General features: G+C 72.3%; 25 protein-coding genes and 3 pseudogenes. 6 read left to right on the forward strand and 22 right to left on the reverse strand.

What is annotated here, in order from left to right; genetic code table 11:
- Positions 1-171 precede the first annotated feature (171 nt).
- Positions 172-612, reverse strand: coding sequence for a MarR family winged helix-turn-helix transcriptional regulator (locus tag BT341_RS41600; protein ID WP_084743159.1), 441 nt, complete (start codon positions 610-612; stop codon positions 172-174).
- Positions 613-624: 12 nt separating this feature from the next.
- Positions 625-2,040, reverse strand: a complete 1,416-nt coding sequence (locus tag BT341_RS41605; RefSeq protein WP_245805272.1) for an MFS transporter — start codon at positions 2,038-2,040, stop codon at positions 625-627.
- Between the two features lie 104 nt (positions 2,041-2,144).
- Between BT341_RS41605 and BT341_RS41610 the strand changes: the two genes are divergently transcribed.
- Together BT341_RS41610 and BT341_RS41615 are read left to right on the forward strand one after the other, a co-directional pair.
- Positions 2,145-3,179, forward strand: coding sequence for an FkbM family methyltransferase (locus tag BT341_RS41610; RefSeq protein ID WP_072482469.1), 1,035 nt, complete (start codon positions 2,145-2,147; stop codon positions 3,177-3,179).
- A gap of 204 nt (positions 3,180-3,383) precedes the next feature.
- Positions 3,384-3,716 (forward strand): lytic polysaccharide monooxygenase, encoded by a 333-nt coding sequence (locus tag BT341_RS41615; RefSeq protein ID WP_245805273.1) that lies wholly within the window; start codon positions 3,384-3,386, stop codon positions 3,714-3,716.
- Here the strand turns inward: BT341_RS41615 and BT341_RS47170 are convergent.
- Positions 3,652-3,864 carry a lytic polysaccharide monooxygenase gene (locus BT341_RS47170; protein WP_425426453.1) on the reverse strand — a complete coding sequence of 71 codons (213 nt, stop codon included), beginning with the start codon at positions 3,862-3,864 and terminating at the stop codon, positions 3,652-3,654. The two genes, BT341_RS41615 and BT341_RS47170, sit on opposite strands and share 65 nt — an antisense overlap.
- On the opposite strand from BT341_RS47170, the gene BT341_RS47570 reads away from it, so the two are divergent.
- Complete coding sequence (locus BT341_RS47570) at positions 3,844-3,972, forward strand: hypothetical protein (protein ID WP_281256048.1); 129 nt, start codon at positions 3,844-3,846, stop codon at positions 3,970-3,972. The two genes, BT341_RS47170 and BT341_RS47570, sit on opposite strands and share 21 nt — an antisense overlap.
- Positions 3,973-4,142: 170 nt before the next feature.
- Here BT341_RS47570 and BT341_RS48055 read toward each other — a convergent pair.
- Positions 4,143-4,254, reverse strand: a pseudogene (locus tag BT341_RS48055) (DNA-binding response regulator); the annotation flags it as partial.
- A 235-nt stretch (positions 4,255-4,489) separates the two neighbouring features.
- On the opposite strand from BT341_RS48055, the pseudogene BT341_RS41625 reads away from it, so the two are divergent.
- Positions 4,490-4,711 (forward strand): annotated as a pseudogene (locus BT341_RS41625) (response regulator transcription factor); the annotation flags it as partial.
- A 6-nt stretch (positions 4,712-4,717) separates the two neighbouring features.
- On the opposite strand, the gene BT341_RS41630 reads toward BT341_RS41625, so the two are convergent.
- Positions 4,718-5,443, reverse strand: coding sequence for a thioesterase II family protein (locus tag BT341_RS41630; RefSeq protein WP_245805274.1), 726 nt, complete (start codon positions 5,441-5,443; stop codon positions 4,718-4,720).
- A gap of 220 nt (positions 5,444-5,663) precedes the next feature.
- Between BT341_RS41630 and BT341_RS41635 the strand changes: the two genes are divergently transcribed.
- A complete protein-coding gene (locus tag BT341_RS41635; protein ID WP_245805275.1) occupies positions 5,664-6,065 on the forward strand; it encodes an ATP-binding protein in 402 nt (133 codons plus the stop codon).
- A gap of 186 nt (positions 6,066-6,251) precedes the next feature.
- On the opposite strand, the gene BT341_RS41640 is transcribed toward BT341_RS41635, so the two are convergent.
- From BT341_RS41640 to BT341_RS41650, 3 genes are read right to left on the reverse strand one after another with little or no spacing between them, the layout of a single operon-like run.
- Positions 6,252-8,996: a bifunctional YncE family protein/alkaline phosphatase family protein gene (locus BT341_RS41640; RefSeq protein WP_072481436.1), complete on the reverse strand. Its 2,745-nt coding sequence runs from the start codon at positions 8,994-8,996 to the stop codon at positions 6,252-6,254.
- Positions 8,997-9,000: 4 nt separating this feature from the next.
- Positions 9,001-10,347: an ABC transporter permease gene (locus BT341_RS41645; protein ID WP_072481437.1), complete on the reverse strand. Its 1,347-nt coding sequence runs from the start codon at positions 10,345-10,347 to the stop codon at positions 9,001-9,003.
- Entirely contained in the window at positions 10,344-11,258 is a 915-nt protein-coding gene (locus BT341_RS41650; RefSeq protein ID WP_072481438.1) for an ABC transporter ATP-binding protein, read from the reverse strand. Before BT341_RS41650 ends, BT341_RS41645 begins: the two co-directional genes overlap by 4 nt.
- Before the next feature lie 273 nt (positions 11,259-11,531).
- Between BT341_RS41650 and BT341_RS41655 the strand changes: the two genes are divergently transcribed.
- A complete protein-coding gene (locus tag BT341_RS41655; protein ID WP_072481439.1) occupies positions 11,532-11,723 on the forward strand; it encodes a hypothetical protein in 192 nt (63 codons plus the stop codon).
- Positions 11,724-11,728: 5 nt separating this feature from the next.
- On the opposite strand, the gene BT341_RS41660 is transcribed toward BT341_RS41655, so the two are convergent.
- The 14 genes and pseudogenes from BT341_RS41660 to BT341_RS41725 form a co-directional block, all read right to left on the reverse strand.
- Positions 11,729-12,394 carry a response regulator gene (locus tag BT341_RS41660; RefSeq protein ID WP_072482470.1) on the reverse strand — a complete coding sequence of 222 codons (666 nt, stop codon included), beginning with the start codon at positions 12,392-12,394 and terminating at the stop codon, positions 11,729-11,731.
- A gap of 196 nt (positions 12,395-12,590) precedes the next feature.
- Positions 12,591-13,244 carry a polysaccharide deacetylase family protein gene (locus tag BT341_RS41665; RefSeq protein WP_072481440.1) on the reverse strand — a complete coding sequence of 218 codons (654 nt, stop codon included), beginning with the start codon at positions 13,242-13,244 and terminating at the stop codon, positions 12,591-12,593.
- 4 nt (positions 13,245-13,248) lie between these two features.
- Positions 13,249-13,908, reverse strand: coding sequence for a glycoside hydrolase family 11 protein (locus BT341_RS41670; protein ID WP_072481441.1), 660 nt, complete (start codon positions 13,906-13,908; stop codon positions 13,249-13,251).
- An 89-nt stretch (positions 13,909-13,997) separates the two neighbouring features.
- A complete protein-coding gene (locus tag BT341_RS41675) occupies positions 13,998-16,010 on the reverse strand; it encodes an FtsX-like permease family protein (RefSeq protein WP_245805276.1) in 2,013 nt (670 codons plus the stop codon).
- A gap of 128 nt (positions 16,011-16,138) precedes the next feature.
- Positions 16,139-16,405: pseudogene (locus tag BT341_RS48060) on the reverse strand (MFS transporter); the annotation flags it as partial.
- Positions 16,406-16,602: 197 nt separating this feature from the next.
- Positions 16,603-17,547, reverse strand: coding sequence for a GlxA family transcriptional regulator (locus BT341_RS41685; RefSeq protein ID WP_072481442.1), 945 nt, complete (start codon positions 17,545-17,547; stop codon positions 16,603-16,605).
- 21 nt (positions 17,548-17,568) lie between these two features.
- Positions 17,569-18,135, reverse strand: a complete 567-nt coding sequence (locus tag BT341_RS41690; protein ID WP_072481443.1) for a TetR/AcrR family transcriptional regulator — start codon at positions 18,133-18,135, stop codon at positions 17,569-17,571.
- Positions 18,136-18,184: 49 nt separating this feature from the next.
- Complete coding sequence (locus BT341_RS41695; RefSeq protein ID WP_072481444.1) at positions 18,185-19,498, reverse strand: ABC transporter substrate-binding protein; 1,314 nt, start codon at positions 19,496-19,498, stop codon at positions 18,185-18,187.
- Positions 19,485-20,555 (reverse strand): branched-chain amino acid ABC transporter permease, encoded by a 1,071-nt coding sequence (locus tag BT341_RS41700; RefSeq protein WP_072481445.1) that lies wholly within the window; start codon positions 20,553-20,555, stop codon positions 19,485-19,487. Before BT341_RS41700 ends, BT341_RS41695 begins: the two co-directional genes overlap by 14 nt.
- The gene (locus tag BT341_RS41705; protein WP_072481446.1) at positions 20,552-21,403 is read right to left on the reverse strand and encodes a branched-chain amino acid ABC transporter permease; all 852 of its coding nucleotides are present in this window, start codon (positions 21,401-21,403) and stop codon (positions 20,552-20,554) included. The genes BT341_RS41700 and BT341_RS41705 overlap by 4 nt, the downstream gene beginning before the upstream one ends.
- 22 nt (positions 21,404-21,425) lie before the next feature.
- Positions 21,426-22,133, reverse strand: coding sequence for an ABC transporter ATP-binding protein (locus BT341_RS41710; protein WP_072481447.1), 708 nt, complete (start codon positions 22,131-22,133; stop codon positions 21,426-21,428).
- A gap of 95 nt (positions 22,134-22,228) precedes the next feature.
- Positions 22,229-23,035: an ABC transporter ATP-binding protein gene (locus tag BT341_RS41715; protein WP_072481448.1), complete on the reverse strand. Its 807-nt coding sequence runs from the start codon at positions 23,033-23,035 to the stop codon at positions 22,229-22,231.
- A 221-nt stretch (positions 23,036-23,256) separates the two neighbouring features.
- The gene (locus BT341_RS41720; protein ID WP_072481449.1) at positions 23,257-24,231 is read right to left on the reverse strand and encodes an ABC transporter substrate-binding protein; all 975 of its coding nucleotides are present in this window, start codon (positions 24,229-24,231) and stop codon (positions 23,257-23,259) included.
- Between the two features lie 322 nt (positions 24,232-24,553).
- On the reverse strand, positions 24,554-25,537 hold the full coding sequence (locus BT341_RS41725; RefSeq protein WP_072481450.1) for a methyltransferase: 984 nt from the start codon (positions 25,535-25,537) through the stop codon (positions 24,554-24,556).
- Positions 25,538-25,550 lie beyond the last annotated feature (13 nt).

Genomic DNA, 25,550 nt, shown 5'->3' on the forward strand with positions numbered 1-25,550 from the left:
CCAGGCGCACGCCCAGGAGCCGCCACCGCAGGACGATTCCCCGCGAGCGACGCGCGCCGGCGGTGAAACCAGGTCGGCGGTGACCTGGACGATCCGATGAAGTTCACTTTCCGCGAGCAGCACAACACGCTACTTCGGTGCCAGGCAAAAACTTTCGGTCAACTTTCGAAATCACGCGGAACCGGCCGGCGGTGCCGCGTTCAACGCGGCGAAGATCCGCGTCAGCGCGGCGATGTCCGCGCGGTCGAGCGCGGCGAGGGCCGGCGGCGGGTCGGTGAGGATGCGCCGGGCGGCTTCGGCCGCGCGGAGTCCGGCGTCGGTCAGGTGGACCAGCCGGCGGCGCTTGTCTTCCGGGTGCGGCTGCCGCCGGACCAGGCCGCGCCGTTCGAGCCGATCGACGGCGACGGTCGCCGCCGACGGGTCCACTTCGGCGGCTTGCGCGATCTCCCGCAGGGTCATCGGCGCCCGCGCCAGCTTGATCAGCAGTTCCGCTTTGCCCACGCCGAGGTCCAGCTCGAGCCGCAGGGCGCGGAGCCGGTCCTGGCCCGTGATGAAGGCGACCATCTCCGTCCAGGCACGCGTCGCCGATGCGTTGTCGGATCCGGGGTTCATCGGGCCACGTCCTCACTCGCGGTTCAGCAGCCGGCCGCTGCGCTCGGCGCGGGCGCGCGCCCAGCGTCCGGTGGAGACCAGGCCGAGCAGCACGGTCGCGACGCCGCAGCCGGCCAGCACGGTCCAGGCGGCGCGGCTCGCCCCCGCCGACCCGGCCGCCACGATCGAACCACACACGGCCACGCCGATCGCCCCGCCGGTCTGGCGGCACGTCGAGGCGATCGCGCCGGCGACACCGGCCTGGTCGCGCGGCATCCCGGACAGCGCGGCGTTCGTCATCGGGGTCCCGACGAGACCGAAACCGGCGCCGAAGACGACGTAGGCGAGCACCAGGTAGCCGACACCGGTCTCGCGCCCGGTCCCGGCGAGCAGGGCGGCGCCCGCCGCCAGCAGCAGCCCGGCCAGCACGAGCGGCAGCCTCGCGCCCCGGGCGGCGACGATCCGGCCGGAGATCATCGCGAACGCCGCGCCCGTCGCAGCCATGGGGATGGTGAGCAGGCCCGCGTGCAACGCGCTGTAGCCGCGGACGTCCTGCAGATACAGCGTATTCAGGAACAGGAACCCGCCCACGGCCAGCAACGCGACCACCGCGACGACCGCCGCGCCGGAGAACGCCGGGCTGCGGAAGAACCGCAGGTCCACCAGCGGGTCGGCGCGCCGCGACGCGGTCACGGCCAGACCGGTCACCGACACGGCGGCCACCACGAACAGCGTGACGATCAGCGGTGAGCTCCAGCCGTGCCGCGGCCCTTCGATGACGGCGGCGGTGACCGGCCCCAGGAACGTGAGGACGAGCAGCTGGCCGAGGGGATCGAACCGCTTCCCGCGCGCCGCACGGGATTCCGGGACGAACCGCCGGGTCAGGAGGACGGCCGCGACGCCGATCGGCACGTTGACCCAGAAGACGGAACGCCACCCGAGGCCGCTGACCAGCAGGCCGCCCAGCACCGGGCCGCAGGCGCCGCCCAGCCCGGCCACCGCGCCCCAGGTGCCCACAGCGCGAGCGCGTTCGGCCGGGGCGGCGAACGTGGTGGCGATGATCGACATCGCCACCGGGTTCAGCATCGCCCCGCCGACCGCCTGGAGCGCGCGGAAGGCGACCAGGCTGCCGAGCGACGGCGCGAGCCCGCAGAGCAGCGAGCCGAGCGAGAACAGCCCGAGCCCGGCCTGGAACACCCGGCGCCTGCCGAACCGGTCGGCCACCGACCCGGCGAGGATCACCAGGCAGGCGAGGACGAGCGTGTAGGCGTCGACCACCCACTGCAGGCCGCTGACCGGCGCGTGCAGGGCCTGCCGGATCGACGGCAGCGCGACGTTGGCGATGGTGGTGTCCAGCCCGGCGACGACCACGCTCAGGCAGCAGGTCAGCAGCACGACGGTCCGGCCACGCGGCGACAGGACGGGCGGAGTGCCGGCGGCGACGCGCACGGAAATGATTGTTGCACATCAACTATTGACTTCGGCGGCGGTCCGGCGCCGGCGCTCCGGCCCGCGGGCTCTAGGCTTTCCGGTTCCCGCTCTTGGAGGTTTCGTTGGAACGTCCGGTCCCCGACGTCACCGGGTTCGAGCCGGCACTGGCCGGCCGCATGCTGGCCACCGCCGCCTGCACCGACGCCGACGCCATCCCGAAGGTCGCCGACGCCGGCACCTGCCGCGAGCACGACGGCCGGCGCGTGCAGGTCATGCACAACGGCCTGCTCGTCGAAGAAGGCGGCTACTACGGCGCCTGGATGGCCGAGGTCATCCGTGCCCTGCGCGGCCACCACGAACCCCAGGAAGAGATCGTCTTCCACCGCATCCTCGAACGCCTCGCCGCCGACGGCGGAGCACCGGCCATGATCGAGTTCGGCAGCTTCTGGATGTACTACGGCCTCTGGTTCTGCCACGCCATCCCGGCCGGCCACGCCGTCGGGCTCGAACCCGACCCCGCCTGGCTCGACGTCGGCCGCCGCAACGCCGCCCTCAACGGCTACCAGGACCGCGTCCGGTTCGTCCAGGCCGCCATCGGCGCCCAGCCCGGCCGGCCATTGGCCTTCACCGCCGAAAGCGACGGGCGGATCCACGACGTCGTCCAGCACGATCTCGCGTCCCTGATGGCCGAAACCGGGCTCGACCACGTCGACCTCGTCCTGGCCGACGTCCAGGGTGCCGAGACGGTCCTCATCGACCGCGCCCGCGGTGACCTCGAAGCCGGCCGCGTGCGGTTCCTCGTCGTCTCGACCCACCACCACACCATCTCCGGCGACCCGCTCACCCACCAGAACGCCCTCGAGCAGCTGGTGGCCGCCGGCGCGCACGTCATCGCCGAACACTCCATCGGCGAATCCGTCAGCGGCGACGGCCTCATCGCCGTCTCCTTCGACCCGCGCGACAAGGACTTCACCGTCCCGGTCACGCACGCCCGCTACTGCGATTCCTTCGCCGGCGAAGTCGAATACGACCTCGCCCGCGTCACCGCCGAACGCGACCACCTGCGAGCCGAGCTGGACCGCGTCCACGCCACCAAACTCTGGCGCTGGGCCAGGAAACCCCGCGAGGTCTACGCACGCCTGACCCGGCGCAGCTGACCACCCGGTCACGAGTCGTGGCCGTTGTTGGTTGAAGTTCCACGACGTGCCCGATACCCTGATGCCTGCACTGGGAGCGCTCCCACATGGATCACCCATCGCTCATCCCGAGAATGGCGGCCCATCCATGCGTATGCGCAGCAGCTCCAGGCCCGTCACCCGACGGCGGAGCGTCCTCCCGCTGATCTCGCCACCCTGGCCGGCATGTTCGTCCTGGTCCCGGCGGCTTCGGCGCACGGCACCATCGTCAGTCCCGCCACGCGCGCTTACCAGTGCTGGCTGGACTGGGGCAGCCAGCACACGAACCCGGCCATGCAGCAGCAGGATCCCATGTGCTGGCAGGCTTTCCAGGCCAACGCCGACACGATGTGGAACTGGATGAGCGCCCTGCGGGACGGGCTCGCCGGCAACTTCCAGGGCACGACCCCCGACGGTCAGCTGTGCAGCAACGCCTTGGCGCGCAACGACTCCCTCAACACGCCTGGCCCGTGGAAGACAACCAGCCTCGGCAGCACGTTCTCGATGCACCTCCGGTGAACGTGATGTCCGTGGCGGGGGCGTACTTGCCCGTCTGCGTGATGAAGTCCAGGTTGCCCCAGCCGAGCCGCTGGGTGGTGGGGTCGAACCCGTTCTTGCTGACGTAGCCCCGGAAGAAGTCGGCGCCGTGGCTGGCCTGGTCGTACAACGCCGCATCTGGGAACTGACCGGCGTGTCCCCGGGGCCGGGCCTGGCCCCGCGCCTCGCGGAGGCGGCGGGCTGGTACCGCGAGGCACTGGACCTGTCTGTCCCATGAGGACGTGAGCCGAGGCCGGCCCGGCGCCCGTGTAGGCGGGTGCCGGGCCGGGGGCATCTCCCAAGCCGAAGTTCACGTCGCTGCACCACATGTACGTCTGGTCCTGGTGGGACGCCTGCCAGATCGTGAACACGACGTGGTGGCCGCCGTAGGCGCCGGACGTCTGGACTCTGGGCGACGACGTCGGGGTCGATCGCCGAGCCGCCGCCGGCCACCCGCCGGACCGCCTCCCAGGAAGTCCGCGACGTCGGCGACGCGCTCCTTCGGCAGGTAGTCCTCGCCGAGGCCGCGCGGGCGGGCACCGCGGGCGTGCTGTTCCTCAGCACGTGCGCGGTCTACCGCGACGGAGTCCACTGCGGCGTGGCGGAGCCGTCGGACGGGCCGGGGCCGGCGACGGACCCGGCGTGGGCGGCGGGTGGCGAGGCGGTCGCCTCGGTGGTGGCGGTGGCCGACCTGGCGGCGGCGATCACGGCGTCGGCGCTCGGCCCCCGGACCGATGCTGTCCCGCAACCGCGACCCGCTGCACGCGCTGACCGCCCGCGAGACGGAGGTCGTCGGGCTGATGGCCCAGGACCTGTCGAACGCGGCGATCGTGAAGCAGCGGGCGGTCACCCAGGGCGCGGTGGAGAACCACATCAGCAACATCTTCGCCAAGCTCGGCCTCGAGGCCAGCCGCGACGAGAACCGCCGCATCCGCGCGGTGCTGACCTACCTGGACAGCACCGCCGTCCGGGGCTGAACCAGGTCAGACGCGGACGATGCCCAGGTCGGCGGCCAGCCGGCGGAGGATCGCGTCCTGGTGGCGGGTGAGGAAGAAGTGGCCGCCGTCCAGCGGGACCAGCTCGAAGCCGCCCGCGGTGTGCCCGGCCCAGTCGGCGACCTCGTCGAGGGTGGCCATCGGGTCTTCGGTGCCGGTGAAGGCCACGATCGGCGTGGCCAGCGGCTTGCCGGGCACGTGCCGGTAGGTCTCGACGGCCCGGTAGTCGTTGCGCGCGGCGGGCAGGATCATGCGGACGACGTCGTCGTCGCCGAGCAGGCCGGTCTCGGTGCCGCTCAGCCGCCGCAGCTCGGCGAGGACGCCCTCGTCGGGTCCGGGTGTGCACGCTCTCGTCCCGCACCCGCGACGGCGCGCGGCGCCCGGAGACGAACAGTCCCGCGACCGGTACGCCGTCCCGCTCCGGCCGCCGCGCGGTCTCGTAGGCACCATCGCGCCCATGCTGTGCCCGAACAGGGCCAGCGGACGGCCGTCCGGCGCCCGCAGCGCGTCGATGCTGGTCAGGAAGGGTTCGTGCCGCCGGTCCTGCCGCCCGGGGTACTCCACGGCCAGCACCTCGACGTCCGGGGCGAGCGCCTTGGCGACGGGGAAGTAGAAGGTGGCCGAGCCGCCGGCGTGCGGCAGGCAGACCAGCCGCGCCCGCGCGCCGGGTGACGCGGCGAACCGGCGGAACCGGTTCTCCTCGGTGTGGTCCACGGGGGCGACCGCCTTTCCCTGTTTCGCGGCCACGGTCGCCAGGGGGCGAACGGCCAGGGCACCCCTAACACCCCCCAACCGTCCGTCCACACTGGACTGACGGGTGGTACCGGTGAATCGCCCGATCGGACGAGTAAACGTCGCCGAACCGGGTAAGCCCGACCCGGAGAATGCCGCGTCCGTGGGGGAGCGCGGCGGCAGGAGGAGTCGCACCGTGCGCGTGAGCTGGAACGGAGCCGACCAGGCCGGGTGGCACGTACTCGACGTCGCCGGCACCGACCGGACGGGCCTGAGCGCCGCCCGCCGGTGGGCCGAGGCCAAGCTGGGCACACTGCGGGAGACGGACCTGATCGACACGCTCATCGTGATCGGCGAGCTGCTGGAGAACGCCTACGTCCACGGCGGCGGTCCCCTGCAGCTGCGCCTCCACCACGAGCACGCCCCCTGCCGGGTGACGGTGGCGGTGGCCGACGTGGGCAAGGGCGAACCCCGCAAGCGGGTCCCGGACCGCGGCGGCGGCCGCGGCCTGATGCTGGTCGACCAGCTCTGCCTCGACTGGGGCGTCAGCCACCACGACGACGGCAAGCTCGTCTGGGCCCGCGTGGAGTGCGAAGAGGACTAGGTGTACTGACCTGCGAGGTCGGGGACGCGACTGGCGGGTGGTTGGCCTGCGGGTGCGGTGTGGCCGCGGTGGTGGTTGCAGGTGTGCAGCCGGTGCGGCAGGGCGCGGCGGCGTTCGGGGAGGCCGCACATCACGGCCCAGTGGACCGGGAGGCCCCGGCGTGGCGGCCTCCCGGTCCGTGCGGGATCAGCCGTCCGACTCCGCGGACGGCAGGTACGCGCCCGGCACCCGGTCCGGGGTGTACACCTGGTTCTCACCCGGGTACGGCTGCTGCCAGCCGTGCGTCTGGTACCACGTGAAGTGGTTCATCTGCGCCGGGTTGGCGTAGTCGGCCACCGCGTCCGGGCCGGTCAGCCGCTGGTGCGTGGTCCACTCCTGCCACTGCGCCGCGATCTGCTTCTTGTCCGCGGGCACCGCCGACGACGGCACCGGCGCCGCGGCCGGGTTCGCCGGGGCCGGGGTGTCCGGGCCGCACGACGGCTGGGTCTTCAGCCCGTCCGTCAGTGACGTGCGGTTCGGCAGCGCCGTGAACGGCGTGAAGTCCGGCTTCTGCTGGAACGCCGCACTCATCGGCGTCGCCGCGCTGTCCTTCTGGTTCATCGGCTTGATCCCGAGGATCTGCTCGATCGTGCGGATCATCGTGATCTGCGAGTAGTAGTGGCTGTCGACGACGCCGTGCCGGGCGTACGGGCTGATGATCTGCACCGGCGCCCGGTGCCCGTCGACGTGGTCGAGACCCGCCTGGGAGTCGTCCTCGACGACGAAGATCGCCGAGTCCTTCCAGTACTGGCTGTGCGAGATCTCGTCGACGATCCGGCCGACGGCGAGGTCGTTGTCGGCGACCTGGGCGGCCGCGTTCGGCGGGCCGCCGGTGTGGTCGCTCGACAGCCAGAACATGTTCAGGTCGGCCGGCCCGTTCTTCTCGAAGTCGTTCTTCCAGATCTGGTACCGGTAGACGTCCGGCACCGACGTGTCGAACTTCGGGAAGCCCGGCACCGACACGTTGTTCAGCGACGGGATCGGCGACGACGACACCAGCGGGTAGGCCGTCGGCTCACCCGTGGCCGCCATGTTCCTGGCGTCGCAGTACAGGTTCTGCCAGCTCGCCCCGGCGGGCTTGGTCAGGAACTGCTGGAACTCGCCGAAGTCCCGCACCGACTTGCCGGCCGCCTGCGCGCCGGTCCACAGGAACCCGCTGCTCTGGTGGCCGAGGGCGTCGTCCTCGGTGTCGTAGCTGCGCAGGTACTCCCCCGCCGACGACTCGGTGTACTCCGGGTTGTCGGCCTGCATGAGCCAGTTGTGGCCCTCGGCGGAGTTCGTGCCGATGTCGTAGGTGTTGTCGTACAGCCCGAACTGCCGGGCCAGCGCGTGCTGGTTCGGCGTCACGTTCTCGCCGAACTGCGTGACCGACGGGTCGCCGTTGCCGCGCGGGTCGTCGCCGAACACCTGGTCGTAGGTCCGGTTCTCCTTGACCAGCAGGAAGACGTGCTTGATGGTCGACGGGTCGCCGAGCCGCGCCGGGACCGGCACCGGGCTGCGGTGGCCGTGGTCGGTGGCCACCTGGACCGAGTCGTGGGTCCAGCCGTTCTGCTTGAACACCTGAGCGGTGTACCCGCGGACGGCGCGGTCGTCCGGCAGCCGGAACTTCTGCACGCTCGAGGTCGTGTCGTGGGTGCCGTGCCCGGCCGCCGTCGTCGGGCGGCGGGCGTCGATCCCGCGGGTGTTGGACACCACGACGTCCGGGCCCACCGTGGTGATCGCCGTCGGGAAGTAGTCGGTCGGCAGCAGCCCGACGTAGCTGACCGGCTCCTGCGCCCGGCTGTAGCGGTACACCGCGACGGCGTTGGCGCGGCCGAGCGTCACCAGCAGGTGCCCGTCCCCGGTCAGGGTCACGCCGTCCGGTTCGTAGCCGACCGACGCTTCCGGCCACGGCTGGGTCGCGATGGTCTGGACGACCTGGTCGCGGGCGGTGTCGATGACCGAGACGGTGTTGCTCGCGGTGTTCGTGACGAACAGCGCGTCCTTGCCGACGTACACCGCGGTCGGGTGCAGGCCGACGTCGATGCTCTTCGGCGTCGCGGCCGCGTTCGCCAGGTCGATGACGCTGACCGTGCCGCTGGTCGTGGCGCCGGTGAACTGGCTGGCCGGCACCTGCGTGTTGTAGGAGTTCAGCGTCGGCTCGCCGGGCTTCGCCGGGCGGCCGCCCTCGTTGCTGACGTACAGCTTGGTGCCGACGCGGACCAGGTCACGCGGGGCGTTGCCGACGGCCCAGCTCTGCTTGATCGCGCCCGTCGCCGCGTCGAGGGCGACGACGCGGTTCTGGCCGTTGACCGCCGAGTACACGGTCGAGCCGTCGGGCGAGAACACGGCCTGGGCGACCAGCGCGTGCTTCGCGCCGTCCGCCGGGATCTTGACCGGCACCGGAGCGGCGACCGTGCCGTCGGGGTTCACCGTGAACTTGGTGTAGCCGTCGGTCTGGGCCAGCCACAGCGTCTTGCCGTCCGGGGAGTACGACGGGCCTTCCTGGCCGACGTCGTTGCCCGCGATGCGCAGGTTCGCCGTCGCCGAGTTGCCGACGAGCTGCTGCACCTTCCAGTTCTTGAGGTCGACGATCGTGAGCGCGATCCCGCCGTCGGTGGTCAGCGCGGCGAGGTGGCCGCCGTCCGGGCTGACCGAGGACGCCATGATCTTGCCGTTGTTCACCACCAGCCGGTCGCCGATCGGCTTGAGGTACTGGTCGGCGGAGACGACCTGGCCGTTCTCGGTGACCTGGCCGACCTGGTCCTCGCCGAACTGCTGCGTCGACGCGACACCGACACCGGTGCCGGTGGCGACCAGCACGAGCGCGGCGGAGCCTGCCGTGGCGTAGCGCAGCCGATGGCGGCCGGGCCCGCGCTTCGCGGCACGCCGTCTGCGGCGTGTTACCTGCATCGGGTTATCCCTTCGGGGTGGAGGAGAGCAGCTCGACGTTGCCGTCGAACTGCCAGAGCGGGTTGGGTTGGTCCCCCGCGGGGGTCCGCACCTGGAAGTAGCCGTTCACTTCCTTCGGTCCGTCGCCGTCGGCGACGTACCGCCCGTCCGAGGTGATGTCCAGCTGGTAGATCGCCGATCCCGTCGCCGCGACGTCCGGCAGGTGCCAGGAGACGACGCACCGCCAGTCGTTGCCGGGCCCTTCGGGCTCGACCAGGCCGTCGCCCTTGGTGCACGCGGCCGTGGCGCCCAGCTGCGCCTCGGTGACGTCGGGCCGGTTCAGCTGCCCGGCCTGCAGCCGGTAGAGGTGGGCGAACGCGGTGGCGACCGACCGCTGGACCTTGTCCAGCTCGATGCCGGACCCGGTGGCCGGCGTGGCCACGGCGACGACCCCGGCCGTCGCGGCGAGCAGGCCCACGAGCGGCAGGACACCGAGGGTGAGCGCGCGGCGGCCCGAGCCGTCGTGCGCCGGGTTCGTGAAGTCGCGGCGCACGAACAGCACGTAGGCCAGCGCGGTCGCGGCCACGGCCCAGGCCAGGCCGACACCGACCGCGATGAGCAGCGGGCCGAGCTGGACCGGGTCGGTGAACAGGCCGTTCCACGCGATGAAGGCGTAACTGGGCAGGGCGAGGCGCACGGCGACGGGCAGCGGCAGCAGCTGGGCGAGCGCCATCGCGAGGGCGACGACGGCGGGCAGCAGCAGGCCCATCGGCGAGCGGCCCCAGGCGACCGACCCGAGGAGGCCGAGCGCGGCCAGCGCCAGCGTCGGGGCGAGCACGCAGACCCACGCGAGCAGGACCTGCGTGGCGGCCTCGCCCGGCGTCAGCGAGTGGCCGTCGAGCCCCACCAGCGGCCGGCTGCCCGCGGCGAGAACCCCGCCGGCGGCGCCGGACACGGCCATCCCGGCCACGAGCACGACGATCACGGTGAGGCTGGCCAGCGCTTTCGCCGCGAAGATCCGCCGGGGCGAGCGCACCGCGACCAGCAGGTGGCGCCAGGTCCCGAGCCGGTCTTCGGCGGCGAAGACGTCACCGGCCACCACCGACGTCAGCAGCGGGAGGGCGTAGGTGCCGGCGAACCCGAGCATGACCAGCGGCCCGGCCCAGCCCGTGGCATTCATCCACCGGCCGAACAGCGTGTCGACCGGCAGCGAGCTCTGCTCGCCGACCACGGCGACGAACAGCGCGGGCGCGATCCAGCAGGCCAGGACCAGCAGGCGGATCCGCCAGGCGGCGAACAGCTTGACCAGCTCGAAGCGGTAGCCGCGGGCCACCGGCACCGGCCGGGCCGCTTCGGCGACGGTCGCGGTCATCGGCCTGCCTCCCGGTCGGTGAGGGCGAGGAACGCGGCTTCGAGCGGGGACACGACGGGCGCGAGCTCGCGCACCGCCACGCCTTCCCGCGCCAGCCGCAGCACGAGGTCGTCGAGCGCGGGGGTCAGTGCCCGCACCACGAAGACGTCGGCGTCCGGGCCGGCGAGCCGGACGCCCGGGGCGCCGGCGACCAGGGCACGCGCCCTGTCCGGGTCCGAGGTGCGCAGCCGGTAGTCGAGTTCGCCGTTCTCGGCCGACAGCTTGGCCAGCGGGCCGGTGAACACGACGCGGCCGGTGGCGAGGATGGTGACCTCGGCGCACAGCGCTTCCAGGTCGTCCATCCGGTGGCTGGAAAGCACGACGGCGGTGCCTCGGCCGGCGAGCCGGCCGAGGACGCCGTGCACGTGCTGCTTGCCGGCCGGGTCTAGGCCGTTGGCCGGCTCGTCGAGCACCAGGAGCCGCGGCTCGGCGAGCAGGGCGGCGGCGAGGCCGAGCCGCTGCCGCATGCCGAGGGAGAAGCCGCGCACCCGGTCGTCGGCGACGTCGGTGAGCCCGACCTCGCCGAGCGCGTCGTCGATCGCGGACGTCTTCCGGTCGCGGCCGCGCAGCGCCAGCAGCGCGGCGAGGTTCTGCCGGGCGGTGAGCGACGGGTAGAGGCCGGGGCCGTCGACGAAGCCGGCGACACCGCCGAGGGGCCGCCCGGCCGGCGCGCCGAGGATCTCGAGGGTGCCCTCGTCGGCGACGGCCAGGCTCAGCAGGAGGCCGAGCAGGGTGGTCTTCCCGGCGCCGTTGGGGCCGACCAGGCCGTGGATCTGCCCCGGCGCCACGTCGAGGTCGACACCGTCGAGGGCGACGACGTCACCGAAGCACTTGGTGATCCCGCGGGCTCTCACTGCCAGGGGTGCGTCCATGGGTCCCTTCACCTTCGTCGCCTGCGGGAAAAACTTAGGGACCGCAAATGAAGGCGGCGGGCGAGCGGGGTGAACGCTGCCCGAACGGGAGCCGACCGGCGGCTGCCACGGTGGTGAAATGTCTGATTTAAGCCGGGGTATTACGCCGGGTTAACCGCGGGCTTAAGTTGTCCACAGTGGATCTCCACCCGCGTCTCCACCCCGCGGAGGTGCCACTCCACCCGGGTGCCGCCCTAGCGTTCCCGGTGTCGGAACACAGGGAGGAAAACGGCCATGGGTGAAGTCATGCAGTTCATGCTGCTGCGGTTCGCATTGATCGGCGGCGGCGTCCTGCTGCTGGTGATCGTGCTCGGGGTGATCGCCGTCGCCCTCAAGAAGGCGGGGCGGTACGACCAGGCGAAGCGGGCGGTGGAGCCGATCGTGCGCGAGCGGCTGGAGCGGTACCGGAAGCGGGACGACGGCTGACCGGGTCAGCCGGCCAGGCCACGCCGCGCGGCGTAGCGGGCCGCCTCGACGCGGTTGCGCACGCCGATCTTGGCGAAGGCGTTGTTGATGTGGGTCTTCACCGTCGCCTCGCCGATGAACAGGCGGGCCGCGATCTCGGCGTTGCTCAGCCCGGTGGTGATCAGGCCGAGCACCTCGGCCTCGCGGGCGGTGAGCCCGTCGGGCAGGCTTTCCTCGCGCGGCAACGGTTTCGCGGAAAGCGAGCCGGCGACCTGCCGTGAGACATCGGCCCCGAAGGTAAGCTGCCCGGCGACGACGGCCTGGAGCGCGGCACCGATCTCCCGGCGCCCGGCATCCTTGGTGAGGTAGCCGCGCGCACCGGCGGCGAGCGCCCCGGCAATGGATTCATCATCCGAATAGGTGGTGAGAACGAGAACCGCGACACCGGGGTGCGCGCGCGTGACGCGTTCGGTGGCTTCGACGCCGTTCAGGACGGGCATGTTGAGATCCATGAGCACGACATCGACCTGGCCGAGCCGCTCGAGCAGGGCGAGGGCCTGGGCCCCGTCGGCGGCGGAGCCGGCAACCTCGACGTCGTCGAGCAGGTCGAGAAGGGCAACGAGTCCCTCACGGACCACCTGCTGATCATCGACGACAACGACCCGAATCGGCTGCGGCTCACCGGTGTCCATGATCAGAGTGTGCCGCATGCGACGGTCGCCCGCCTCCGGCCCCGGCAGCCTCAGCCGAGGCCGGGCTCGGCCCACCACGCACCAGCCGGAACAGCGGCGCAGGCGGCCCGGGACCTCCGCACCACCCGCCCGGCCGGTCGCCACCAGCCGGGAACGGTGGCGCGGCGGCCCGGATCCGCCGCGCCACCCGGATGCCTCAGCCCGGGGCCACCGCCCGGCCCGTCTGAGGCGAAATCATTCCCGCGCACAGCCCGCGGCTCGCCAGCGTCTGCGCGATCCGCGGGATCGCCGTCAGCGTGTTCGCCGGCCATTCGTGCATCAGGATGATCTGGCCGTTGCCGAGGCGGGCGTTCGCCTGGACGATCGCGTCCACGCTCGCGCCGTTCCAGTCCTGCGAATCGACGTCCCAGATGATCTGGCGGAGCCCGTACTTCGCTTCCACCGCCTGCAGTGTCGCGTTCGTTTCGCCGTACGGCGGGCGGAACAGCCGGGGCGTTCCGCCGCCCGCCGCCGCGATCGCCTGCTGTGTCCGGGAAATCTCCGAGTCCATCTGGGACTGGCTCAGCTGCGTCAGGTGCGGGTGCGTGTAACTGTGGTTGCCCACCCACATGCCCGCGCCGACCTCGGCCCGGACCTGGGCCGGGTACGCCGCCGCGTACTGGCCCTCGTTGAACATCGTGGCCCGCAACCCGTTCTGCCGCAACGCGTTGAGCAGCGCCGGGGTGTGCGTGTTCGACGGCCCGTCGTCGAAGGTCAGGCCGACGTACCCGCCGCAGGACGCCGCGTGCGCCGGGGCCGCGGCCACCACGCCGGTCACCGCCATCGCGGCGGCCAGAATCCACGGACGCATGGCCTCAGCCCACCGTGATGTTCGAGTTGCCACTGCTCTGGTACCCCTCGGTCGCGAGGATCATGTAGTAGTTGAAGCTGCCCAGCCGCATGCCGGCGCGGGCCCACGCGTCGAAGTGGTTGCCGGTCGTGATGCTGCCGCCGGTCCGCTTCTGCTGCCGGACGCTCCAGTACTGGTTGAACGTCTTGGTCCCCTCGACCGAAGGCGCGTTGTACCGCGTGGTCTGGTAGATGTCGTAGGTGCCGCCGTCGGTCGTCACCGTGCCCTTGTACGTGCCGGTCGGCCGGTAGCTGCCCCAATTGTCGACGATGTAGTACTCGACCAGCGGGTTCGACGTCCAGCCGTAGAGCGACAGGTAGCCGTTGCCCGACGGGTTGAAGCTGCCGGAGTAGTTCACGGTCCGCCTGCTGCCGTTGCCCCATCCCTTGCCGGCGACGAAGTTGTTGGCGTTGCTCCAGTTGACCCGGTAGTTCCCGCCGGAGCCGAGCGTCATCGAGACCGAGCCGCCGCCGGCGGTCCAGAACGAGTAGTAGTACCCGTTGTTGTACCCGGTCTGGTTCGTGGTGATGACGGTGTCGGCCCGCGCCACCCCGGGCACCAGCGCGGCGATCACCGCGAGCGCGGCCCCGCCGGCGAACACCCTGAAGCGGTTCTTGGTGCGCATGCTTCCTCCTCGTCGAGGCTGCCAGGATGGCGAAAGCATGCGATCACCGGCCGTGGTCGGGCAATAACTTTCGGAATGTTTCGCCGGGCCTACTCCCGCAGCCCGATGGCGTCGATCGGACGCGCCCGCAGCGTCACCCACGTCGACACGCCCAGCGCCACCAGGCCCAGCAGCGCCGCGCCGCCGATGACTCCGATGTAGACGGACCACGGCCCCGACGGCCACGGGCTGCCCCGCAGGCCCACGTTGAGCAAACCCAGCGGTACCAACGCGACCAGCGTCCCGAGCACCACCGCGATCCCGACCGTCACCAGTGCCTCGAGGCGCATCATCCGGGTCACCTGCCGACGGGTCGTGCCGACCAGCCGCAGCAACGCGAACTCGCGCGACCGCTGCGCCGTCGTCAGCACCAGCGTGTTGGCCACCGAAATCGCCAGGTACCCGACGATCACGCCGACCGCCACCAGGTTCAGGGCGAACTGCGCCTGGCGGTCGCCGCCGTCCGGGGCCGCCGCCGACGCCGCCGGGGCGACCGTCAAGCCCGGGTACGGCAGCGCACGGAGAGCCGCGGCCACGGCCGCCGGATCGGCGTCCACCGCGCGCCGGACCAGCACCGAGTCGTCCAGGCGGCCGCCCGTGTGCTCGCGGGCCGGCTCCACCGGCAGCACGAAGTCGCCGAACGCCAGGTCGTGCGTGTACGTCGCCACCAGGCGCAGCTTCGCCGGGGCGCCGTCGCCGAAGTAGAACGACACCTCGTCGCCGATCCGCTTGTCCAGCCAGTCGGCTTCCGGCCGGCTCAGCGCCACCGTGCCGGCCGCCAGGTCGGTGATCCGGCCCTGGTCGACGCCCAGGTCGAGGGCGCCGCGGACCTGGCCGCCCGCCAGCCCCTGCGCGGGTTTGCGCTGGACGTCCATCGTGTCCCCCTGCGACGTCGCGACGATCACCGACGTCCGCACCACCGGCGTCGCCGCCGCCACGCCCGGCAGCCCGCCGGCGGCCGTCGCGACCTCCGGGGACACCCCGGCCGGGCCGCTGAGCACGTAGTCGGCCGTCGTCGACCGCGCCGCCTGCTCCGCCGCGGCCGCCGTGCTCGACGTCTGGCTGTAGAACGTCGCCAGCGCGAACGCGACCGACAGCAGCAGCGGGGTCACCGCCGCGGCGAGCCGCCGGGTGCCGGCCTGCGCGTTCGCCGCCGCCAGGTACCCGCTGATCCGCCAGACCCGCGCCAGTACCGGCGCGAGCACCCGCACCACCAGCCCGGTGACCTGCGGGCCGACCACGGCCAGCCCGATCACGACCACCAGCGTCGCCATGGTGGAGATCGCCGTCGCGACGTCGCCGCGGAGGAACAGCGGCACCAGCGCGCCGCCGAACCCGGCCACCACCAGCGCCCAGCCGGTGACCAGGCGACCGCGCCCGAGTGCCCGGCGTTCGACCGCGGCCTCGCCCAGCGCCTCGACCGGCCGGATCGCCGACGGCCGCCGCGCCGCCACCCACGCCGCCAGCCGGGCCGCGCCCAGGCCCAGCACCACCGCGGCGAGCGGTGGCAGCGGGCCGATCGCCAGCCGGAAGTCGGCCGGGACGACGCCGATGGCGGCGAACGCGTCCCGCAGCCCGGCCGCCACCGCCAGGCCGAGCGTGCCGCCGAGGACCCCGGCGGCGAGCGCGACCAGGGTCGTCTCGACGCCGATGAGCTTGCGGATCTGCCGGGGCGTCGCCGCGACGGCCCGCAGCAGGGCGAACTCGCGGCGGCGCTGGTTGATCGTCAGCGCGAGGGTGCTCGCCACCACGAACACGGCCACGAGCAGCGCGAACCCGCCGAACGAGCCGGCGATGGCGAGCAGCAGCGTGCGGGTCTGGCCGACGTCGGGGAACTCGACGGCGCTGCGCTCGACCCCCGTGGCGACCTCGGCGGGGCCGGTGACGGCGGCGACACGCCCGGCGAGGGTCTCCGGCGTCACGCCGGGTCCGGCGAGGACGCCGACCGCGTGCGCGCGGCCCGGCGTTCCGGCCAGCTGCGCGGCCTTCGCCGGGGTGAAGAACAACGCCGACTGGCGCGACGGGCTGCCGACGACGCCGCTGACCTTGAACGTCTCCGGCACGGACCGGGTCGTGATCCGCACCTGGCCGCCGATGCCGACGTCCGCCCGGCGCGCGAGATCGGCGTCGAGCACGACCTCGCCGTCGGCCGCGGGTGCGTCGCCGCCGCGCAGGGTGAAGGGCGCCAGACGACGGCGGCGACCAGCCGCGAGGTGAGCAGGACGGCGAACGACGTCGTCAGGCCGCCGGCGACGTGCGCGATCGCGAAGGCGGCCAGGAAGCCGAGCAGCGCGGTCCGCCTCGGCCACGCCCGTGCGAGCGCGGCCATCAGCGGAGCACCGGCGACCATGCCGGCGGCGAAGGCGGAGGTCAGGTAGCCGGCCTGGGCGAGCGAGACGTCCAGCGCGCCGGCGATGCCGGGGACGAGCCCGGCGAGCATGAATTCGGACGTGCCCATGGCGAACACGGCCAGGGCGAGGAAGAACAGCACGGAAACTCCAGGGATCACGAAAATCGGCGGACGACTTCGTGGTCACCCCGGAAACCCGGGAAGCGAGGTCTTACCGGGCTGCCGGGACGACCGGCAGCCCTGCCCTGGACGCTTCGGGGCTCGACATGCCCCCGACCCTACCGGCGCACCCGGCGGTCCCGGAGTCAGCCCACGGGGGCGCGGAAACTCGCGCGGTAGGCCTGCGGGCTCGTGCCCACCACCCGCTTGAACCGCTCCCGGAACGCGCCCGGCGAACCGAAGCCCACCTCGGCCGCGATGCGGTCCACCGGCTCCGTGGTCGCCTCCAGCAGGTGCTGTGCCCGCCGGACGCGGGCCCGCAGCAGCCACTGCAGCGGGGTCGTGCCCGTCTGCTCGCGGAACCGGCGGTTCAGCGTGCGGGTGCTCATCCCGGCCCGCGCCGCGAGATCCGGCAGCGTCAGCTCGCGCGCGCAGTTGTCCTCGATCCACGCCAGCACCGGCTCCAGCTCCGACCCGCGCGGCGTCGGCGGCGGGTCGTGGGCGATGAACTGGGCCTGCCCGCCCTCGCGTTCCAGCGGCATCACCGACAGGCGGGCCGCGTCGGCCGCCACCGCCGAGCCGTGGTCGCGGCGGATCAGGTGCAGGCACAGGTCCAGGCCCGCCGCCGCGCCCGCCGAGCTGAGGATCTGCCCGTTGTCGACGTAGAGCACGCCCGGGTCGACGTCCACCGCCGGGTAGCGCCGGGCCAGCTCCGGCGCCGCCGCCCAGTGGGTCGTCGCGCGCAGGCCGTCCAGCAGCCCGGTCTCGGCCAGGACGAACGCCCCCGAGCAGATCGACGCGATCCGCGTGCCCCGCGCCGCCGCCGCCCGCAACGCCGAGACCACGACGCCGGGCAGCGGCGGGTTCGACGAACGCCCCGGCACGATGACCGTGTCGGCGTCCGCGAGCCCCGACAGGTCCCACGGCGGCCGCAGCCGGAACGCGCCGGCGTCGAGGTCGCCGGTGCCGCAGATCCGGACCTCGTAGGCCGGTGCCCCGCCGGGGAGCCGGGTCCGCGAGAAGACCTCGATGGGCGTCGCCAGGTCGAACGGGACGACCTGGTCCAGCGCGAGGACCGCAACGATGTGCATGCCACCACGATAGATCGTCCACTAAGGACGGAGGCTGCGCAGCATGAGGTTCGCGAAGTGCTCCCCCACCTGTTCCCCCGACAGCGGCCCGTCCGCGTGGTACCACATGCCGAGCCGGTGGATGGCGCCGAAGTGGTAGTTGATCACCAGGTCGGCCGGGACGTCGGCGCGGAAGATCCCCGCCCGCTGCCCTTCGGCGACCAGGTCCCGCACCCGCTCGTGGTAGGTGCGCCGCTCGGCCCGCACCTGCACCTGCTTGGACTTCTCCAGCAGCGGGAACGACTGGAAGAACACCGTCGCCGCGTCGAGGTCGGCGATGCTGGTGACCACGACGTCGACGATGATCGCGTGCAGCCGCTCCGGCAGCGGCAGGTCGGACTCGGCGATCGTCACCATCCGCCGCGTCTGCATCCGCAGCATCGCCGTGTAGATCTCGAAGAGCAGGTCGTCCTTGGACTCGAAGTAGTGGTACAGCCCGCCCTTGGTCACGCCGGCCTCTTCGACGATTTCGCGGACCGTCGTGGCCTCGAACCCCTTCTCGGCGAACAGGCGCACCGCCGCCCGCACGACCCTGTCCTTGACCGTCATGTCGCCACCCTAGGAAGGGGCCGGGCCGGGGCCCGGCCCGGCCCCCGCCTCACTTGCCCAGCAGGGCGATCTGGTCGGGAGTGGCCCGCGCGCCGGTGTACGGCGTGATCGCGCCGGTGCCGCGGTCGGTGACGGCAGGCGGCTGGATCACCGTCGTCGTGGTGTCCGGGTTGATCTTGAACACGTACGCGCCGGTGTAGCCGGAGTGCGACTCCTTCGAGAACCCGAACGGCGTCAGGCCCGGCCCCTTGAGCGCGCCCGAGCTCATCGCGTCGACGATCTTCTGCCGCGTCGGGTCCGGTCCGGCCGCTTTCAGCGCCTGCGCGAACGTGTAGGCCTGCACCATGCCGTAGAACAGCGTGTTGGTGAACGGCTCTTTCGGGATGTACTTGTCGTGGATGCCCTTGAAGTAGGCCACCCACGGGTCGGACGTCTGCGCGACGTCGGGCAGGTAGCCGGTGCCGATCAGCCCGGCCAGCAGCTGGGCGCTGGAGACGCTGGCCCCGCCGCGCTTGGCGAAGTCCTGCAGCAGCCCGGACAGCGTCGCCGGGTCCGCGCCGATGCTGCTGACCACGAACTGCGGGTGGTAGCCGATCTTGGCCGCGGCCAGGATGGCGAGCGCGGTGAACGCCGGGATGCACTCGCAGACGACGACCTCGGCGCCGGCCGCCTTGAGCGCGGAGAGCTGAGGCGTGACGTCGGTGTTGGCGCTGTCGTAGCCCTGCCGGGCCACCGTCTGGTCCTTGACGAACTGGTCCAGCCCGGCCTGCGTGTCGCGGCCGACGTCGTCGTTCTGCGTGAAGTAACCGATCTTCTTGCCGGCGAAGCCGTCCTTGAGGTATTTGCCCTGGATCTTGCCTTCGCGCGTGTAGTCCACCTGGTAGCCGAAGGTCATCGGCGCCTTCTGCGGGTTGTCCCAGGCGAGCGCGCCCGAGGACACGAGCAGGTCCGGGACGCCTGCGGAGTTGAGGTAGTCGACCACCTTCGAGTGCGTCGGCGTGCCGAGGCCGCCGACGATCGCGAACACCTTGTCCTGCAGGACCAGCTTCTTCACGACCTCGACGGTCTTCGTCGGGTTGTAGCCGTCGTCCTCGACCTTGTAGTCGATCTTCCGGCCGTTGATCCCGCCGCCGTCGTTGATCGCCTGGAACACCGCGCGGGCGCCGACGGAGATCTTGCTGTACCCGGGCGCGGCCGGGCCGGTGAGCGGCTGGTGGGTGCCGATGACGACGGTGTCCTTCGTGACGCCGGCGGCGGAGTCGGCGGCCTGCTGCCCGCCGCCGTCGCTCTCGCCCGCGCCGCCGCACGCGCTCAGCGCCAGCGCGAGGGCGAGGAATCCCGCGCCGTACCTAGTGCTTCTCATGGTTCTCCTTCTTTTCGGCGGGTCGACGGAGAAGGTGGCGCAGCTTCTGGAAACCGCCCTGGATGCCACGCGGGAAGGCGAGCACGACCACGATGAGGATCACGCCGTACACCGCCAGCGGGAGGTTGTTGGCCACGTCGGTGTTCAGGTGCAGGACGTCGGCGAGGTCTTCGGACCAGGCCTGGAAGTAGACGAGCGCGACCGCGCCCCACAGCGCGCCCCACAGGGATCCGAGGCCGCCCAGCACGACCGCGGCCAGCAGGCTCAGCGACAGCGCGGGCGTGAACGAGCCAGGCGCGGCGGTGCCGAGCAGGAACGCCTGCAGGCCACCGGCGAGCCCGCCGCACACCGCGCTCACCAGGAACGCGAGGATCTTCGTGCGGCCGACGGCGATCCCGCTCAGCGACGCGGCGACCTCGTCGTCGCGCACCGCGCGGAAGTCACGGCCGAGCCGGCCGCGGACGATGTTGACCACCAGCACCAGCGCGACGAGCACGCTGAGCCAGACGATCCAGGTCTGCCAGCGCAGCTCGGGAACGGCCACTCCGGACGGTCTGCTGTGGACGGTGAAGCTCAGCCCGTTGCTGCCGCCGAGGAAGTCCTGGAACCGGCGGGTCAGCGCGGGCAGCCCGACGGCCAGCGCCAGGGTCGCCCCGGCGAGGTACGGGCCGCGCAGCCGGGCCGCGGCGGCCCCGGCCAGCAGTCCGGCGAGCCCGCCGGCCGCGCTGGCCAGCAGCAGGTCGGCCCACAGCGGGAACGACGGGACGCGCCGCACCAGCAGCGCCACGGTGTACGCGCCGATGAACATGAACGCGCCGTGCCCCAGCGAGACCTGCCCGGTCAGGCCGGTCAGCAGGGTCAGCCCGGCGACCGCGATCAGGTAGTAGCCGATGGTCGCGATCCGCAGGTTGGTGAACTCGTCGGTGACCAGGGTCAGCAGGACGACGACGGCGAACGCGGCCAGCGCGAACAGCGTGTGGCGCAGCAGCGGCGGCAGGGTCCGCGTCTTCGGGGAAGTCTCCACGCGGGTTTCCGGGAGGCTCGTGCGCACCGTCATACCCGCCTCACCTTCGCCCGGCCGAACAACCCGCTTGGCCGCACGATCAACACGACGACGAGGATCGCCAGCGCCGCGATCGTCACCATCTCCGGTCCGAAGTAGCCGGACACATAGGACAGTCCGACGCCCAGCACGAACCCGCCCGCGATGGTGCCGAGCGGGTTGTCCAGGCCGCCGAGCACCGCGGCCGTGAGGGCGTAGACGAAGACGCCGTCCAGCACGTTCGGGAAGAGGAACGGCGGGGTGGCGAGCAGGCCGGCCAGCGAGCCGACGGCCGCCGCCAGCCCCCAGCCGACGGTGAGCATCAGCCCGACGCGCACGCCGAGCGTGCGCGCCACCTCCGGGGCGAACGCGGCCGCGCGCATCCGCAGGCCCAGCGGCGTGTACTTGAAGACCACCAGCACGAGCGCGGCGATGACGAGCACCACGAGGACGACGAACAGGTCGTTGGCGGAGAACCGGCCGCGGAAGTCGAACGCGTACGGGAACGCCAGCGGCTCGTTGGACCAGATCATGCCCGCGACCGCCTGCAGCACCAGCAGCAGCCCCAGCGTGACGATGATCGAGCTCAGCTCCGAGCGGTGCCGCAGCGGCCGGATCAGCAGGCGTTCGGTGGCGACGCCGAGCACGGTGCCGGCCACGATGGCGACGGCGAAGCCGAGCCAGTAGCTGCCCGTCGCCTTCGTCACCGAGTACGCGAGGTACGTCGAGATGAGGGCGAGGGCGGGCTGGGCGAAGTTCACCACCCGGGTGGCCCGGTAGATGATGACCAGCGCGAGCCCGAGCGCCGCGTAGACCGCGCCGGCCGAGATCCCGCCGAGGGTCAGGTCGAAGAAGTCCCGCATACCGGACCTTCCTGGTGGGTGGTCAGAAACCGAGGTAGGCGTGGCGGAGGCCGTCGTCGGCCAGCAGCTCCGCCGCGGTGTCGACGGCGACGACCTTGCCCAGCGCCAGGACGTAGCCGCGGTCGGCGATGGACAGCGCGCTGTGCGCGTTCTGCTCGACGAGGACGACGGTGAGCCCGGTGGCGGCGCGCAGGTCACGCAGGATGCCCATGATCCGGGCGGTGATGAGCGGCGCGAGGCCGAGCGAGGGCTCGTCGAGCAGCAGCAGCCCGGGCCGGCTCATCAGGGCGCGCCCGATGGCCAGCATCTGCCGTTCGCCGCCGGAGAGCGTCGCGGCGGGTTTCGCCGCGCGTTCTTCGAGAGCGGGGAAGAGCTGGTACATCTCCCGCCGCGCGGCGGCGCGGTCGGCGCGGTCACGCCGCCACAGCGCGCCGAGCCGGAGGTTTTCGTCGACGGTCAGCTCGGTGATGACCCCGCCGCCTTCGGGCACGTGCGCGACGCCGCCCCGCGCGATGCGATCGGGCGCCAGGCCGGTGAGTTCCGTGCCGTCCCAGGTGATCCGGCCGGCGCGGGCGGGTTGCAGGCCGCTGATGGTGCGCAGCAGCGTGGTCTTGCCGGCCCCGTTCGCCCCGAGCACGGCGGTGATCCCGCCGCGTTCGACGCGGAGGCCGACACCGTCGAGCGCCCGGACGGCGCCGTAGGAGACGGAAAGCTCGTCGATCTCAAGCACCGGGCACCTCCTGAGCGGAGTGCGCAGCGAGGCCGGCCCGATGACGCCACCCCGGCGCCCGGGCCGCCCCCGAAGCCACCGGAAACCCGTCGATCTCAAGCACCGGGCGCCTCCTCGGCCGGGTCACCGAGGTAGGCCTCCGCCACCTTCGGGTCGGCCTGGATCTCCGCCGGGGTACCCGCCGCGATGACCTCGCCGAAGTTGAGCACGACCACGCGGTCGCAGACCTGCATCACCAGGTCCATGTGGTGCTCCACCAGCACCACCGCCATCCGCTGCCGCAGCGACAGGATCAGCGTCGCGAGTTCGGCCAGCTCCGCGGCCGAGAGCCCGCTCGCCGGTTCGTCCAGCAGCAGCAGATCCGGCTCGGCCACCAGCGCCCTGGCCAGCGCCACGCGTTTTCGGACCCCGTAAGGCAAAACTCCGGGCAGCCGGTCGGCGAGGTCGGCGATGCCCAGCTCGCCGAGCGTCTCGCGGGCGCGGCGGGCCAGGTCGGACTCGTCCCGCGCGGAGCGTCCGGCGCCGACGAGCGCGGGAAGCGCTCCCGTGCGAGCGTGCCGGCCCGCGCCGGCCATCACGTTCTCCAGCACCGTCAGCCCGGCGAACAACCCGAGCCCCTGCAGGGTCCGGACGATCCCGAGCCGGGCCAGGTGCTCCGGGCGGTGCCGGACGAGCGGCTCCCCGCGCCACAGCACGCGGCCGGACTGCGGCCGGACGAACCCGCAGACGACGTTGAACAGCGTGGTCTTCCCGGCACCGTTCGGCCCGATGACCCCGACGACGGTCCCGGCGCCGACGCTCAGCCGGACGTCGTGCAGCGCGGTGAGCCCGCCGAACCGCACGGTGAGCCCGTCGACCACGAGCAGGTCCTCGCCGGACGGTGCCTCCCCAACGAGTGTCATCGATGACTCTCCTGTCTCACCATGTGGACCAGGCCGTACCGCGCGGTCGGTATGAAGAGGGTGGGGTGCCGCGCCGGTCGTGTCAAGGTGTGAAAGGGAGATACCGGGATCTTCGCCACCGGTCCGAAAATCCCGGACGGCCGGCCGGAACAGGAAAGTACTGGCGGAACGGAAAAAGGGCAGGTGCGCGAGGCACCCGCCCTTCCGGTCTTCCTTGCCGCTCAGCCGGTACTGGCCTGCGGGGCGATCATCGAGGACGCGTCGATCTTCGTCTGGACCACGTCCAGCTGCTGCAGCAGGTCCGGCACCCGCTGGATGCGCCGGGCGTCCAGGGTGGACCCGAACGCGGGCATCACCATCAGGCTCGCGATGTCCACGTCCACGTGGGCGTTGCGGACGACCAGCGGCTCGATCCGGGACCGGTCCACCGCGGCGCGCGTGGCGTTGAGCATCGCGCGCTGGAACGCGAGCATCGTCTTCGGGTGGTCCTGCACCCACTTCGCCGTGGCGCCGTAGCCGGTCAGCGGGAAGGCCTGGGTGCTGCCGCTCGCCGCGTCGATGACCGGGTACGCGCCGGCGATCTTGGCTGCCTGCGTGAGGAACGGTTCCGGCTGGTAGGCGGCGTCGACCCGGCCCTGCGCCAGCGCCGTGGCCATGTCCGGCAGCGGCATCGGCACCCACTGCACCTTGGCGAAGTCGACGCCGTGGTCCCGCATCACCGAGCGGGTCAGCACGTCGGAAGCGGCGTTCTTCGAGCTGATGGCGATCCGCCTGCCCGCCAGGTCGCTCACGGTCTTGACCGGCGAGTTCGGCACGGTGACGACCTCGTTGCTGCGCGGGCTGGCCGAGGTGGCGTCCGCGATGAGCTTCAGGTCCGTCCCGCTGTTCTTGGCCAGGAAGAACAGCGTGTAGGTGGAGATCGCGAGGTCGTCCTGGCCGCTGGTCATGCGGCTGAGCGACTCCTGCCCGCTGGCGGCGACGTCGGCCTGCACCTGCAGGCCTTCGGCCGCGAAGTAGCCGCCGTCCTGGGCCAGCCAGAACGTGGCGAGGTCGACGGCGGAGAAGATCGCGACCCGGATCGCCGGCTTCTCGACGGGGCCGCCGGTGCCGGACGCGCCGCGCTGGCTGCACCCGCTCACCAGGGCGACGACGAGCGCGAGCACGGCGAACCGGCGCGTCGAGGCGCGTTTGGGCATGCCACTCCTCGGAAAAGATTCTGCGGAACGGGAAATCCGGCTTCTCACCAGCCGTTGTCGGCGGGACTGTAGATGACGATTTCCCGGTCCGCAAACACCTCGGCGAGCCGGCCGGACCGGCCGCCGAACGGGTAATCCACCCACCGCAGGGCGATCACCAACGGAAACAAACCCACGAGAAACCGGCACACAGCGTGATCGTCATCCGCCAACCGGCCCAGCGCACTGCGGCGGATGATCCATCGGGATCCGGATGGCGGACAGCGCGGTGAACAAGGGAAACCCGATTCCGGCGCCACCATTTCGGGCGACCCGAATTCGCTCAGCCGAATCGGAACTCGAGCACACTCCGGCCACTCAAATCGGTCACCGCGTCGAGAACCATCCCGTGGGCGGAGGCGAGCGCTTCGAACTCCCCGACCCGCCGTTCCCGGCCACCGAAGATGACGAGCATGGCCAGGTCCATGTCGGTCCCTGCCTGCCGCCCGCCGACCGGCTCGACGATCAGGACGCGCCCGTCCGGGCGGGCCGCTTCCGCGCACCGGGCCAGGATCCGGTGGGCGTGCTCGTCGTCCCAGTCGTGGAGGATGTCGCACAGCAGGTAGGCGTCCGCGCCCGCCGGGAGCGGGTCGAAGAAGCTGGCCGCGATCGCCTCGGCACGGTCACCGACGCCGTACGCGGCGAACGTGGCGGCGGCTTCGCTCGCGGTCGGGTCGAGGTCGACCAGCTTGCCCCGCAGTCCCGGGTGGGCCGCCAGGATCGCCGCGAGCAGCGCCCCGCGGCCACCGCCGACGTCGGCGATCGTGGCGAACCGGCCCCAGCCGTAGCCGGCGGCCAGCCGCGGGATCTGCTCGCGGAGCCGGTGCGCCATCTGCCGGTCGAACGACTCCCGCAGGTGCGGGTGCTCGGCGAGGTCCGCCCAGAAGTCCCGCCCGTACCGGCGGCCGTACCCGGGCTCCCCGGTGGTGACGCTGTGCAGGAGCTCCACGAACGCCAGCTCGGCGCGCCCGCCCGCGGTGCCCAGGTCCAGCAGGACGGTGACCAGGCTGTCGCCGCAGAGGTGCGCGCCGAACTCAGTGGTCCGGTAGCCGGTGGCCGTCCGCTCGAAGAAGCCGAGGCTCGTGAGGTGCCCGAGCAGCTGCCCGAGCGGAACCGGCGCGACGCCGAGCTCCCCGGCCAGCTCGGCGACTCCGGCTCCGGCCCCGCGCAACCGGTCCGGCAGGCCCAGGGTCACCGCCACGCGCAGCGCCATCGGGGTCGCGAGACCGGCCATGCGCAGGATCGTGGTCACGTCGTCGCCGCCCATGACGGCCGATCCT

This window comes from Amycolatopsis australiensis (genome assembly GCF_900119165.1).
Classification (GTDB): domain Bacteria; phylum Actinomycetota; class Actinomycetes; order Mycobacteriales; family Pseudonocardiaceae; genus Amycolatopsis; species Amycolatopsis australiensis.